This window comes from Alteromonas sp. KUL42 (genome assembly GCF_006538325.1).
Lineage (GTDB): Bacteria > Pseudomonadota > Gammaproteobacteria > Enterobacterales > Alteromonadaceae > Alteromonas.
In genome coordinates, this window is the sequence record NZ_BJKK01000001.1 from 306955 (window position 1) to 321186 (window position 14232).

Here is a 14232-nt window from a genome sequence, read left to right on the forward strand (position 1 = left end):
AAGATGGTTAACGAATAACGAGAAAGGCGAGTTTACTACTCGCCCTTTTTACGCCTAGCTTTTACCGTGGTTAAAAGGTGAAACTGACACTTGCATATGTTGACTACGTGTGTAATCCTAAATTGGACTACGAGTGTAATCCAATTGGTAGATATGACTATTAACATAAAAGCAGATATATCGAACGCAGAATTTGAAGTACTCGATGTGCTTTGGGATGACTATCCTGCGACATCCAGTAATTTAGTAGAACGCTTAAGTGAGCGGAAAGATTGGCATCATAAAACGGTTAAAACACTGTTAAGTAGATTGGTGAAAAAACAGATTGTTAGTTATGAGCAAGATGGTCGCCAGTATCGCTATTTTCCACTCATAGCACGGGAAGAATACACTCAAAAAGAAACGAAAAGTTTTATCAATCGCCTATTTGATGGAAAAATCACTCCTTTACTAGCGGGCTTTTCTAGCCAGAATTCGCTTTCTAAGGACGAAATAAAGGAGTTGAAAGAGCTAATTAAAAAGTGGGAGCAGGATAGTGATTGAATGGATAATTGATCAACAACTTTTACTTTCTGTTTCACTCATCCTTTTGATAGCCTCTGAGCATTTTCTAACAAAAAAGATCAGTGCCAAATTAGCATATGCACTATGGCTTCTGGTGCCTTTAATCTTAGTTGGCAATAGTATTCCTCAGCAATGGGCCACGTTACCCGCAGAGGTAATCAGTCGTTACGTTGTAAACATTAACCCCGTGAGTAAACACTATGATATCGACTGGTTTTTCCTAGTATGGGTTAGTGGAGCATGCCTAATACTAACATTTGTTAGTATTCAGTATATTCGGCTGTATCTATCAATAAACAAAGAGGTGCGAAACGGAAATAGTGTTTGTTACTATTCTCGCTTGATCAGCTCGCCAATTGTATTTGGGTTTCTAGCTCCTAAGGTTTTACTTCCAACCAATTTTCATCAGTTATTTTCTGAACAACAACAGCAGCTAATTATTGAGCATGAAAAAAACGCATATTAGACATTGTGACCATTTGTGGAATGCAATCGCAGTTCTTTTATTAGCATTGTTTTGGTTCAACCCCTTGGCATGGTTTGCCACTCGTTCTTTTAGAGTGAATCAGGAGTTGGCATGTGATCACCAAGTACTGAAATCTAAGTCTAAACATCAAAAAGTTTTGTACGCGAATGCGCTTTTAGGCTGTTCAGAAAGCCATTCTTTGCAGCCTTCGCTGTTCCCGACTATGGGTGAAAAAATAACTCTACTTAAAAGGCTGGACTTGCTTAAGAAACCAGTATCAACAAACAAGATTTTAGCAGGTACAGTTATATTAATTGCCGCAGCACTGGCAGTGAACACTGCGCTTGCGAAATTGCAGCGCGAACCAGCTAAAAACATCAAGATTAATGAGGTCAAATTCACTAAACGAGTGGAGCCTGAATATCCTCAATCCGCAATAGATAATCAGTTAGAGGGCTATGTAACACTTAAGTTTGACCTTGCTGAAAGTGGCAGCACAGAGAATATTGAGATTGTTCAATCTTTTCCTCAAGGAGTTTTTGATATTAGCGCTGTTGAAGCTCTGAAGCAGTGGGAGTCTAAAAATAATAAAGGTGCTGTTCGTCGTGATTTATATGTACAGCTCGACTTTAGGTTATATAGGCGGGATACACCATAAATAATGGCACTCTGCCTCCAAAGCCTTATTAGTACGAGATTTAATTACGTTGTCACGAAAGCTTATGCAGTCATAAAAAGGCCAATAACCCTATAACGAAAAGGAAATCAAATGACCAAACACTTATACATATTTATATTATGTATTTTCGCATTGACTACTGAAGCAGCCTCTTTTGCAGATAATGCAGTTGAAAGGCATCGCCCTTATTCTAAAGTTCCTCTATCTTCATCTGTATTGAAAGAAACCGTGGATATTTATGTTCAGTTGCCTTTCAAGTACGAGAGTCAGTTTATGCAAAAGGAGCGCTACCCAGTTATTTATGTGTTAGACGCTCCTGTTGGATTACCTCTAATTTCAGGCATTTTAGAGCCTCTCATTGGATACAATAATGCTCCCCAAATGATAGTCGTAGGGGTTTCCACTTCTAACAGAAATAGAGACTTAACTCCATCAATCGATCTTAATTATGAAACTCATGGTGGCGGAGCTGATAAGTATCTGGAGTTCATCGAAAAAGAAGTGATTCCCTATATCAATGAAAACTATAGAACTGAAGACTTTCGCGTGCTTTCAGGGCATTCCTACGGGGGACTTTTCGCGACTTATGCTTTCTATAAAAAGCCCAATTTATTTCAGGCTCATTTTGCAAATAGCCCGTCTCTCTTTTGGGAGAATGGAAAGACCGTAAAGGAGCTGATTAAATTTGTAGAGCAAAATCCCAATCATAAAAACTTCCTCTATATGAATATGGGAAATGAGGGAAACCCAGAGTCAGAATCTCCTGAGGGCGTAGAAATGTTGAAAGGTGTTCAAATGATTGAAAGCGCATTAACGTCTTTAAACGCGCCTAATTTAAGCTTTAAATTTGAATACTTTAGCAACGAACCCCATCAAACTACGCCTATATATGGTGCGATTGGAGCATTGCGAGGCTTATATCCGCAGTGGTCTATACCTTACAAAACGTCAATTGCTGGATATGAGAGTGTCATGGATCATTTCGAACAACTTTCAATTAAGTATGGATATAAAATAGAAGCCAAAGGTTGGCAAATCTATGATGAAGGTGTAGCTCAACTTACTTTCCTAAATAATCCATCAGAAGCAATTAAATACTTTAATCACAACATCAGCCGCGACCCTCTCTCTGATGGTTCACGAAAGAAAATTGTTGATGCTTACGTTCAGCTAGGAAAAGTAGAAAAGGCCCTTGAACACCTACGTGTTTTGATAAGTAGAGATGATCTAGAAGACAAAGAGCGTCAGACGTTGTCAGAGAAAATATCTACTTTAAAAAATAAGTAGTCACAGTTTTTAGCTTCAATTCGCCAAGCTTAAATGGAGGTAGAAGATGAGTATATGCAAAAGTGTTCAATTGAGTGCCTGAATCGCGATATTTGTGTCATTCATCAGTGCGGCTAAAGAAGCTAAATAAGCACTTTTATAAAATGAAATGGATCGAATAGCGGAGAGAAGCATTAGCGCTGACGGCCTCGGATACTCAATGGGAATTATCCTAGACCGTCGGTTTATTTTCAAAAAAATTTATGGGCTTGCCAATATTGAACATCAAGTTCCTCTTAGCTCTAAATCAGTGTTGCGCATGGCTTCGGTTTCGTAACAGTTCACCGCATTTGCAGTCTTGTTGTTTGTCGAGAATAAACACAGCATAGGTGAATTAGTCAACACGACCTTGAGAAAAGCTTAAAGTGGAATTTATCAATTTACTCTTTTGAGGATTGCATTCATATTCTAGTATTTATTTTTCCGCAGTTAACATTTCCTGTCAGCCATAGTTCAATTTTTTCGCTTGATATTACACGATTGAACTCAAGACAAACAACGGACATTGAAGGATCTCAGCTCATGATTTCGATATGTGCTCAGGCTGTGCGAAAACTCATTTTTAACCGATACCATTGTGATTGCTCGATACCATAATTCTGGGTCTATAAAAACTTTTGAGTGAGTGTTGTCGCAACTCTTAGGTTGTCAGTGCGGATATAAGTCCACCAACGCCCATGATATCCATCATTCTTATCAAGTTGTAAGCCAAGACTTGCAGACTCACCTCTGTTTTAACGTGTTTTAGTGTCTTTGTAAGCGATTGGTGAGTCCCTGCTCATTGCTTTATCGTACCGAAGGGATGCTCGACGGTCTGCTGCCTTAATGTCATTGCCTGCATTACCTACCCCATCGCGATCAAGGGGATCCTCGACCACCTCGACAAAATCGCATCGACAATTACCTTACCACTACCATCATTGTTACCACCTCTGCGTGTGCCGCCGAGGGAGGTATCTGATGACTCCCATGTAATTCAATGTGACTTCGATTGGGGGCATAATATATAACAGCATTTAACGAAACTCTGATAATCCCATGATTTGAGCGGTTTGGGCAAACCTGCGTCTACGTTCAATTTTCTAGTCTATTGGGCAGGTAAAAGTCGATATTTTAATCTCTGCAAGCAGCTATATTTTAGCCAAATCACTTCGAATCAGTAATGAACCTGCACTAAGGTGGTACTGTAATTAAGTTTAGGATATATTTTTACTTGTTCTGATACGTAAAAATTTTTTACTCATTTAATTTGTGTTCAGGATCTCAATCACCTCAAAATACCTTGATCTTGTTGGAGCGCTATCTCAAACGGGTAAAGCTGAAAATGCTAAGATTTTCTCGTGCCCGATAAAGTTTTGTCGGTAAGTTATTCTGATTTTCAGAAAAATGAATAAAATCGAATAATGTTACAATTGGTCAGTCGTGAACCTAGAAATTATCCTCGGTCACTTTACCAGATTAAAATGGACATGAAAGACAAACTGGTGGTTTACATTATCTAAAAACAGATATAGAAAATAAGAGAAATGAGCTTAAAGTTTTATGAACAAACCCAACTTTTTTCTGATTGGAGCCAGTAAGTCCGGCACTACATCGCTTTATCATTACCTAAAGCAACACCCTGATATATTTATGTGCTCGGAAAAACGAGCCTTCATTTTTTCTCTTTCCCAATGGTACTCCCCCTCTGGTTTTTCCTGACGGACTTATGAGCACACTATTTCGTTATAGTGTTAAAAATGTTCCAAGAGTATTTCCGACATTCAATGAATACGTGGATTTGTTTAAGGATGCGAGTAAACAAAAGATTATTGGAGAGGCCTCTCCCGATTATCTAGTTTATCCAGATGCGCCGAAGGCCATCTTTGAATTTGACTCTAACGCAAAACTGGTAGTAATTTTAAGAAATCCCTTTGATGCAGCCTATTCTGAATTTTTGATGAACGAGCGTGATGGTGAATTTGTGAAGGGGACGACTTTTATGGATGTGTTGAAGGTTGAAGATTATACAGACAGCAACTTGCAAAATCTCCCCAAACTGATTCGTTCGCGGCTTTACGATATTCATATCAAACGATATTTGGATTTTTTTAAAAGGGATCAGATGCACTTTTTTTTATTTGAAGACTTGAAAGATACAGACCAGCTTTTAAAAATTCTGTTTGAGTTTTTAGGTATTTCTGTCGAATGTAATATTGATGTGTCTAAAAAATATAATAATGCCAGCACTCAGAAAACCAATCCGAGATTGGAACTATTACTAAGGCGCATTCCTGTTTCAGTCAAGGATAAGATCATTAGAGCAATGCCTTCATTTCTGTCTTCCTGGTATTTGAGTAGAAGATTTGGCATCCATGAGGGTGAAAAACAAACAGTAAAATGTCCAGAGGAAGCAAAGGAATACCTACGCCCCATATTTACGCCAGCTATAAAGGAACTAGAAAACGTGATAGGCCGGGATTTGTCTACCTGGTTAAACTAGGAGTTAATGACATAATTTGATTAATCAAAAAAGAATAGAACTCTTCATCACTACATATTATTTGTGAAAAAGACGTTGGTCTGTTTTCATTGGTGCATCAAGTCACCAACCATATACCAGAGGGTTAGTATTATAACAGAATACCGGTGGTATTTTATGGTAAAAACTGCTGCTACTGGCTGAATTAGGGCTTTGAGGGCGAGCATACGGTGTAGGAATATTATTTTGAGCCATAGTGTGATTTAATGACCGCGAAATATATTCTTCTACATGTCAGAAGACACTTTAACGATCACTTCCCCGGCCATACACACCTAGGTTGTTTAATTAACGAAAATGTCTTTATCACTAATCATCACGGTGACCATTCGCTGTTTTTTCTAGTACCACATCAACGTTAACTGGTTTGGTTACTACATAGGTTCCAATATATTGGCTTAGCGCTTCTTGGCTAATGGGCACTAACGTTTTAATTTGAGCTTCCTAGTAGCCTACGCCCAATGCTTCTTTTAAGCGTATTTCTAGTTCAGTTATCAACTGCCTACCATTGTTACCGTTTGTCATAATGGCGTAGCCGTTGCCCGTATCTAGCTCAATGTACAGCTGCGACATAAACCCTGCATCTGCGCCACCATGGCCAAAGCCCAGAATTGCACCGTTGTCATCCATATTGATGAAAAAGCCAATTCCTACATTAGGCGGCTGAATACTTGGTGTGTTGTTGGATAACATTTCCTGCGCGGTTGCTTGCGATATCCAGTCGGTTTTCTGCCCCAAATATGCGCTACGTACGCCGCTTGCCAATTTCAACATGTCAGACGGTGTACTCCACATGCCAGCTGCTGCAAGTGTAGCGTAAGTATGTGCGCCTCCCGCTATTGGCGCGCCGTCACCGTCGTACGGGGTAGCCATATTGTTTGACAGGTTTGCTGTTATGGGTTGCTCAAAGCCAGAACGCGTCATACCTAAAGGTGCAAACAAAAGCCGTTGCGCCATGGTTGGCAAGGGTTCGTTAGCTACGTCTTGCAAGGCAAGCTGAGCAAGCGTAGTGCCGCCACCTGAATAACGCATTTGCGTACCGGGTTGAATATCGACAACCACAGCGCTGGTGTTAGCTGGCGCGGTACCTTCTAACACTTGTTGTAAAGTAGGCACTGGCTCACCGGCTGCGTATCCAGGGAAGCCATGCACTGTGGTGCCCGCCGTGTGGCTTAATAGTCGGCGTAACGACACCGCTTCTTGCCCAGTCCATTCGTGTTCAGGCAGTTTCCAGCTGGTAAGCAAGTTATTTACGTCTGTATCTAAATCAATAGGGTTATCTTGGCGGTACTTCATCAATACTGCTGCAAATGCGGGTTTAGAAATACTGCCTGCTTGGAATACCGTGTTTTCATCAACAGCCAACTCGGTGGTTACGTCTTTAACGCCGCTTTGCATGGTCCACGCTAGTTGCCCATTTCTCATAAAGGCAACAGACACCCCAGGTACATTGTAATGCGCCTGTTTCTCTTCTAAAGACTGGAAATCAACCGCTTGCCCTTCAATACGAATTCGCTCTGCCAGCCCAGTTTTTAAAAGGTTAGCTTCATGTGTTTCTTCAGCAGGCGAGGAAGTTGCTGATACAGTTTCAGGCTCTGTACAACCTAAAAGTGATGCTAGGCAAATAGAGAGTGTTAAGGCAGTGAGTGTTTTGGGTGATTTCATTATGGGTATTCCGTTACGCGTTTTTTTCTACAGTAGCCCCAGAGTACGTTGCTGGCATTACTGCGTCAATCAATCTGCTACGCGACAAAAATTGCAGCGCACCATATACATGTAATCACATTGCTTAGCTCGTTTAGTTTGCAGTTTTTAAAACATTTATTGCGTTGTGTTCAATGTTTCATTATGATGCGCGCGTTCAATTAATCATCAATTAACTGTAAAGGAGTAAATATCATGACAATTACATCATTTCCTTTGCAGGTCTTGTCCGTTAAGTAGCAGGAAGCTATCCAACTATATTTAGCTTTCTTGTAAAGCTGCGCCCCGGTCACATACCCGTTTAAAAAGACCTGCCAATTCATCCTTCGTTATAAATCCTTATTTTCTAAATAAAGAGAAAGGAATTGGTACTATGGGCAAATCCGTCCAAAAAATTACTGAAAACGTTAGCCTTATTGCGTCTGAACAAACGTGGGTCGAAGGTCTAGCGATACAACAATTAATTAAAACGTCAGAACTTGTCGGTATGCAGCGCGTTGCTGGTATGCCTGATTTGCATCCGGGAAGAGGCTACCCCATTGGTGCAGCATTTTTCACGACAAACAAAATTTACCCCGCTTTGGTAGGTAACGATATTGGCTGCGGTATGTCGCTTTGGCAAACAACTGCGAAAGTATCGAAGGTTAATGTAGATAAAATGGCTAAGCGATTTAGCCACGTTGAATTACCTCTAGATGAAAGCTGGGCAAACATGGTTGACGTAAGAAAACTTGAAAAAGGCATAGCTACAAGCGCGTATGATCATGCGCTTGGCACTATTGGTGGTGGCAATCATTTTGCAGAGTTTCAGGCAATTGAAGAAGTGTATGACTACGCCGCGGTAGATGGGTTAGGGCTTAACAAAACGCACCTTCAGCTTTTGGTGCATTCGGGTTCTAGAGGGTTAGGGCAGTCGATTTTGGTTAATCATGTTACTACACACAATCACAATGGTTTAAATGCTAGTGATACGGGTAATGGCAACGATGACTTTATCGATTACATGGCCAAACACGATGAGGCTGTGCGCTGGGCTGAGTTGAATCGCGAGCTCATAGCAATGCGCTTTCTTGGCGCTATTCGAGCAAAAGGGACATGCACGCTAGATGTAAATCATAACCTTGTCTCACCCAAAGAAATTGATGGCATACAAGGCTATTTACACCGAAAAGGGGCAACACCAAGCGACCAAGGCTACGTGGTAATTCCTGGCTCACGCGGAGATTACAGCTATCTTGTAAAACCACTTGAGGGTGCAAACGCAAACATGGCGACTAGCCTGTATTCGCTAGCCCATGGTGCAGGTCGAAAATGGAAACGTGGTGAGTGTCACGGCAGGCTTGGGCACAAATACAAACGCGATGATTTGTACCGCACGCCGTTAGGGAGCCGTGTGATTTGTGGCAACAAAGAGTTGTTGTACGACGAAGCGCCTCAAGCCTACAAAAAATGTGAAACCGTTATTAGCGATATGGTTGACGCAGGGTTAATAGAGGTAGTTGCGAAGCTACGCCCCGTTTTGACCTTTAAAACCAATGGAGATTGTGCATCATGATTTTGCTGCAACTATCTTCAGGTCAAGGCCCTATAGAGTGCTGCAAAGCTATTGGTTTAGCAACAAAGCTAATTGCTAAAGAATGCAATGCAAATAGCGTTGGCTGTAGCGTGATTGAAGCTGTTGACGCCAGTGAATCAGGTTGTTTTAAGTCGGTACTGTTAAAATTAGATGCAGCGGAAACGCAAACTGCTAAACAATTAGCCCTTACGTGGCAAGGGCCAATGTTGTGGGTGTGTGAAAGTCGTTTTAGGCCAAAGCATAAACGTAAAAACTGGTTTTTCAGTGGGCAGGTGTTTGAAGTTAACGAAATGGATATGACCGACCACATAACCTATCAGGCGTGTCGTGCATCGGGTGCAGGTGGTCAGCACGTAAATACAACCGACTCGGCGATACGGGCTACCCACACTGAATCAGGTATTTCGGTGCGCGTTGAAAGTGAGCGCAGCCAACACGCAAACAAAAAGTTAGCGAAAGCGTTGTTGTTTCAGAAGCTTGAAATGCAGAAACAATCACAAATGAGTTTGCAAGAAAAAGTGCGTAGGCAACAGCATTGGGAACTCGAAAGGGGAAACCCTGTAAGGACCTTTAAAGGAGAAAAGTTTGCCCCTGTGAATAGATAACGTACTCGCTCAGACTTGATGTTCATGGGCAGCCATTCACAAGTTTAATTGTTGTTCTCCATTAGGGCGTTGCTGTTTGAGCTTATTTTGATTGGAAGGCGAACTATAAATGGAAAGGTCAACTTCACCGGTTGGTTCGCCTTTTTTATATGGATTTTTTTTATGCGGGCTATGTAGGTAAAAATTACTAGCTACCGTGTTTCTCGTTCTTTTAAAGTCGTGCCGCAACAACTCACCGTCGACATAGGAGAAAAAGATATTGGTAAAAGAAGCTTCTTTAAAGTTCTTTCACTGGCATTAAGTGGCAAGTGAATAATTAAACAAACTCACTGAGTAAAAAGTGCCGCTGATACGACTTTTCTTTTATATCATTTTGGGAATATTATTTATGGCTATTGAACATTAAAGCGTGTTGACATTTGCTGCCTGAAACTCGCTTGGAATGAACAAAAAATGTACCGAAAAGGTCAGCACGCGCTAAAACTAAGAAAAAATATTTATTGCGTAGTTAGAGTAATAATATCGTTGTGAGTGTAACTTATTGAAAAAAGAGAGCATCAGCTTTAATCAGTGGAGTGGTCATAGTAGCCCTCAGAAGATCTTAGTGATTAGAATTCAAGCACTGGGTGATCTGTTTTTTACTTTTCCGTTGATAGCTGATTTAAAACAAAAATACCCAAACAGTAAAATTGACTTGCTGACTCGTTCAGATTACGCCCCGTTTGCTGAGAAAATGAGTTTGTTTAATCAGGTTCACAGTATCCCTATCAATATTAAGTCGCGTTTCCAAAGATTTATAAATATATATGCCTCAATTAAGCTAGCGCTACAATTGAAGAAACATCAATTTGAGGTGGTCATAGATCTTCAAAGAAACGAAAATTCGCGATTGATAAGACGATATCTGAATCCCTTGGCTTGGACTGAGTTCGACCGTTTTTCGCCACAATCGGCACTTGTACGCAACCAACAGAGTATCAATTTACTTGGGCTTGAGTATTTAGAACCTAACTTTAGTTTTGCCAAAACTATTCCTTCACAGCAAAAGTTTATGAAACTGTTAGATCAGTTTGGAAAAAACTCGAATACAGATGTTGTCATAATTAATCCCGCTGGAGCATTTGAAAATAGACACTGGCCATTAGAAAGGTACATTGAATTTATAAACTTGTGGTTAAAAAAACATAGCCAATGTCAGTTCGTAATACTGGGCGTAGATAAAATCAAACAAAAAGCGGACGCATTACAAGCCCGTTACCCAGAACATGTCATTAACTTAGTCAATGAAACCAGTATATTTGAAGCTTATCAGATAGTTCTGAGCGCCAAATTAATGTTGACTGAAGATTCCGGCCTTGGCCATTTTGCTTGGCTATCAGGTGTGAATACTGTCATGATGTTAGGAGCTACTCGCCATGATTGGGTTGCCCCTATCGGTCAACATACTTATTGTTTTCACTCTGGCGATTTACCTTGTGGTGACTGTTGGCAGTTCACGTGTGCAAGACACGATAATTACTGTATGACTCGGTTAACCAGTCATCAAGTTTTCGATAAGGCTAATGCATTATATTCCCAAAAATAACTGTACGACCTATCGCTAGCATTTTCGTTTAGTCAGCTAATAAATTAACACTTTCTGCAACGTAGGCTCTGCGCAGCCTAAAAGCGATGCTGGCATTACTTTGTCAATCAGTTTCCAGAATACAAAGAAGGCAGTCTGTATTTTGACAAGCAAGTTCAGAATGCGGGAAGCCGTGCTTTCGGGAGTATTCTTAAATATATTGGTAATATGAGGTAGCTTGTTCAGACTTGCGTGTTAGCCAAACAGCGGTCAAAAATTCTTATTTGAATAGAATGTCTATTTCGCTATATTCCACGCGCAATTTTCGGCAGAATAGCAATAAGTTAATAATCCCAGTCGCGTTTTTGCCGCATTATCAGTTTTAAAGAGGAACTCATGGCGTCGCCCAAATTTCACAATACATTCAGACAGTACCACCGTTGGATTGGGTTTTTTTCTTGCCGGCATCATGGCCGTTTATGCGCTTAGTGGCGTGTTGTTGATTTTTCGCACTACCGATTTTCTGAAGTTTGAGTACACCTCTCATCGTCAGTTGGAGGCAGGCTTAAATGGCCAGGGGCTAGGTGAGCAACTGCGTATGCGCGGCTTTAGCGTTGAGCAAGAAACTGACGGTAAAATTGTTTTTCCACAAGGCGAATATAACAAGCAAACTGGCGAAGCCCGAGTTACCAATAAAGATTACCCGTTCCCATTGAATAAAATGGTTAAGCTGCATAAGGCAACTACCAATAGCCCATTATTTTTCATGAACATCGCGTTTGGTGTTGCACTGCTGTTTTTCGTGGTTTCCGCGTTTTTGATGTTTATACCAAGAGCATTACCGTTTAAGAATGGGCTAAAAATTGCAGGTGTTGGTTTTGTCTTTGCTGTGCTGATGGTGTTGTTCAGTAGCTGAGCTGCCTGAGTTATCAGAACCAAAGAGGCCGCTAATTAAAGCGGCCTCTTTGTGTTTCCTCGCTAAAACAGTTTCGGTCTTAAGTCGCTACGAAAAGTACTTTTCCTTCCGAATTTCTTGGAGTTTAGCGTTGATTTTCTTTTAGCTCGCATCTAGATAAAGCGCGGTAAAGGTTAATGAATCAACCACACCATGAACCAAGATAACAGGCCAAAGATTTTTCTTAAGTAACAGGTACGAAGTTCCAAATGCTAAACCTATTAGGCCTGTCATAACAAAGCCTCGAATGCCCTGATAATGATAGTGCCCGAAGCCAAATATCACGGCTGGAATGAGTACAGCAACGATTGTTGCTACGCGTGAGCTAGGTAAGGCTTCTTTAAGCCTAGTAACAAGATATCCTCGGAAAAACATTTCTTCTCCAAACGCCGCTGATATCCAAACAATACTTAACCACATTAGAAATTTCGGTAAATTGCCTCTTACTTCACCAAAACGCCCTTCAACGCCTTCAGATACTTGTGCCAATGCAGTAATTTCAAAGACGTTGGTGAGAATAAGCACCGAGCCAACAGCAAGTGCAAAACTGATGGCAACAATTAGCGCTTGTGGAATTACCATGAGTTTGGGTTTGATTCCTTTCAACGGCTTAAGACCATACTGCGCCCATGATTTACCTTGGTTACGCATATGTAGCGTCAGTACTACTAACGTAAAAATAAGCGTAATTGGCCCCGCGTATTTGGCTGTCCATTCCAATGCAAGTGCTTTGGTACCCAAAGCAAAAATAACGAAAAACAGAATTTCGAGCATGACAAAAGTACGACTTGAAAAAGCCATAGTAATACCTCAATAAAGTAAAGTTACGTTAGCTGATGCTTATCAGCATCTTAAATTGCAAGAGCTCGCAGGCTTACTGGTTAGTCTCTATGAAAGCGCTTGCCAATAAACCCGTGGAGTGACTTATAAGCGCTGGATCAGTAAGCTGCTAGCGATGCTAGAGTGGAGAGTGACAAGTAATCGCGCTATGTGCATCGACAAGGTCATGCCAATTGCTCCAATGATTGTTGTAACAGGTAACCAATACCAATCGATATCGATAGCAAGGTGTGGGGAAAATGCGTGAATGATGGGGTCAACCAGTGGCGTAAGTATTAGCGCCAGCGAACCCATAAATAAAATCCATACCGCAGCAAAATACGTTGCACTTAAAGGCAGGTGTAGCGCACTGTACAAGGCTACTTTCCAGCCATGGGATGATTTCAACGAACCCCAGATGACTTGCCATGAAAGAGGTTTAGTCGAGGTCGACGGCACTAACCGACCAACACGCCTTGGCATTCTTACGCCAAAAAAGGTATTGATGAGCTGACCTTCGATAAGGGCAATGTAAGGCTGAGTCTTTAAAAATAATGCAAGAAAAGGTAGCCCAACAACAACTATAGACAATGCGAAGGCGGGAATGCCAAATAGCATTAACCACCCGAAATATACAATGCTCAGTGGTAGAGAAATGAAAAAATAAATTAATTTTTTGTAGTCACTAAAGCACGATAAGGGTTCAAAAAAACCATTGAACATTGGCTTTTTGGATGCAGTACCGTTAAGAAAACGCTTAGCATCTTCTTCTAATTGAATGTACTGTGACGCTACCTCTTGGGGAGTACCAAATGCATCAACCAGTGCATCCATAGTGGCACTTTTATCAGTAGCTAATGCTTCATAAAAATGGTTTTCCACGTCGTAAAGGGCATCTTGGATCAGCCCTGCTGGTTGACCCTGCATTGCGTTTTTCAACGCATTTAAATACGGCTTAATGTCTTCGTAAGGTTTATTCATTGTGTTCACTCAAACCTAAAATATTGTTCACTTGAGCTTGGGCCGCACGCCATGTCGACTCCCATTGCTTAAGTACTTTTATGCCCAAAGGTGAAATACTGAAGTATTTTCTCGGTGGTCCGCTTTCAGACAGTTGCACCTCGCAATTAAGTAAGCCCTTGCTGTTGAGATTGCGCAAAACAGGGTAAATTGCGCCTTGCTTATGGTCGTTCCCCAGTTGTAAAGACTTTGCAATTTCATAGCCATACATAGGTGACTTTGATTGTGAGATAACCGAAAGAAGCATTAAGGCGACCGTTCCTGAATTTAGCTCTTTCTGAAACTTCTTTGCCTGCTGCTCTATAACTTCTGCTTCATTAAAATCGGTATTTTTATTACTCATTTTCACTAGTAATTAGTTATCACTAGTAAGAAGTTAACACTAGTGTTTATTTAATACTAGTGTTTGTATTAATAAATCATGTTTCAAAAT

At 40.9% G+C, this 14232-nt stretch carries 12 protein-coding genes and 2 pseudogenes; 9 read left to right on the forward strand and 5 right to left on the reverse strand.

All coding sequences use genetic code 11. The features are described 5' to 3' along the window. Positions 1–153: 153 nt before the first annotated feature. The 4 genes from EYR97_RS01285 (at position 154) to EYR97_RS01300 (ending at position 2996) form a co-directional block, all read left to right on the forward strand. Positions 154–543, forward strand: a complete 390-nt coding sequence (locus tag EYR97_RS01285; protein WP_131092035.1) for a BlaI/MecI/CopY family transcriptional regulator — start codon at positions 154–156, stop codon at positions 541–543. Beyond that, positions 536–1030 carry a M56 family metallopeptidase gene (locus EYR97_RS01290; RefSeq protein ID WP_165477955.1) on the forward strand — a complete coding sequence of 165 codons (495 nt, stop codon included), beginning with the start codon at positions 536–538 and terminating at the stop codon, positions 1028–1030. Before EYR97_RS01285 ends, EYR97_RS01290 begins: the two co-directional genes overlap by 8 nt. Next, on the forward strand, positions 1011–1688 hold the full coding sequence (locus EYR97_RS01295) for a M56 family metallopeptidase (protein ID WP_131092037.1): 678 nt from the start codon (positions 1011–1013) through the stop codon (positions 1686–1688). Before EYR97_RS01290 ends, EYR97_RS01295 begins: the two co-directional genes overlap by 20 nt. Before the next feature lie 111 nt (positions 1689–1799). Then, positions 1800–2996, forward strand: coding sequence for an alpha/beta hydrolase-fold protein (locus tag EYR97_RS01300; protein WP_131092038.1), 1197 nt, complete (start codon positions 1800–1802; stop codon positions 2994–2996). A 679-nt stretch (positions 2997–3675) separates the two neighbouring features. Here EYR97_RS01300 and EYR97_RS22100 read toward each other — a convergent pair. After that, a pseudogene (locus EYR97_RS22100) lies at positions 3676–3870 on the reverse strand (transposase); the annotation flags it as partial. A gap of 939 nt (positions 3871–4809) precedes the next feature. Here EYR97_RS22100 and EYR97_RS01315 point away from each other — a divergent pair. After that, entirely contained in the window at positions 4810–5517 is a 708-nt protein-coding gene (locus EYR97_RS01315; RefSeq protein ID WP_181409118.1) for a sulfotransferase domain-containing protein, read from the forward strand. A 483-nt stretch (positions 5518–6000) separates the two neighbouring features. Here EYR97_RS01315 and EYR97_RS01320 read toward each other — a convergent pair whose 3' ends face one another. Next, entirely contained in the window at positions 6001–7221 is a 1221-nt protein-coding gene (locus tag EYR97_RS01320) for a serine hydrolase (protein WP_242634833.1), read from the reverse strand. 412 nt (positions 7222–7633) lie between these two features. Between EYR97_RS01320 and EYR97_RS01325 the strand changes: the two genes are divergently transcribed. The 4 genes and pseudogenes from EYR97_RS01325 (at position 7634) to EYR97_RS01345 (ending at position 11921) form a co-directional block, all read left to right on the forward strand. Next, positions 7634–8815 carry an RNA ligase RtcB family protein gene (locus EYR97_RS01325; RefSeq protein ID WP_131092041.1) on the forward strand — a complete coding sequence of 394 codons (1182 nt, stop codon included), beginning with the start codon at positions 7634–7636 and terminating at the stop codon, positions 8813–8815. Then, positions 8812–9441, forward strand: coding sequence for a peptide chain release factor H (prfH, locus tag EYR97_RS01330; RefSeq protein ID WP_131092042.1), 630 nt, complete (start codon positions 8812–8814; stop codon positions 9439–9441). Before EYR97_RS01325 ends, prfH begins: the two co-directional genes overlap by 4 nt. Positions 9442–9982: 541 nt before the next feature. Further along, positions 9983–11026: a glycosyltransferase family 9 protein gene (locus EYR97_RS01335; protein WP_131092043.1), complete on the forward strand. Its 1044-nt coding sequence runs from the start codon at positions 9983–9985 to the stop codon at positions 11024–11026. 375 nt (positions 11027–11401) lie between these two features. Beyond that, a pseudogene (locus EYR97_RS01345) lies at positions 11402–11921 on the forward strand (hypothetical protein). A gap of 141 nt (positions 11922–12062) precedes the next feature. Here EYR97_RS01345 and EYR97_RS01350 read toward each other — a convergent pair. The 3 genes from EYR97_RS01350 to EYR97_RS01360 all read right to left on the reverse strand — a co-directional run bounded on the left by EYR97_RS01350 (position 12063) and on the right by EYR97_RS01360 (position 14142). Beyond that, positions 12063–12761, reverse strand: coding sequence for a CPBP family intramembrane glutamic endopeptidase (locus EYR97_RS01350; protein ID WP_131092044.1), 699 nt, complete (start codon positions 12759–12761; stop codon positions 12063–12065). Between the two features lie 123 nt (positions 12762–12884). After that, a complete protein-coding gene (locus tag EYR97_RS01355) occupies positions 12885–13760 on the reverse strand; it encodes a sensor domain-containing protein (RefSeq protein WP_131092045.1) in 876 nt (291 codons plus the stop codon). Beyond that, the gene (locus tag EYR97_RS01360; RefSeq protein WP_131092046.1) at positions 13753–14142 is read right to left on the reverse strand and encodes a PadR family transcriptional regulator; all 390 of its coding nucleotides are present in this window, start codon (positions 14140–14142) and stop codon (positions 13753–13755) included. The genes EYR97_RS01355 and EYR97_RS01360 overlap by 8 nt, the downstream gene beginning before the upstream one ends. Between the last annotated feature and the right edge of the window lie 90 nt (positions 14143–14232).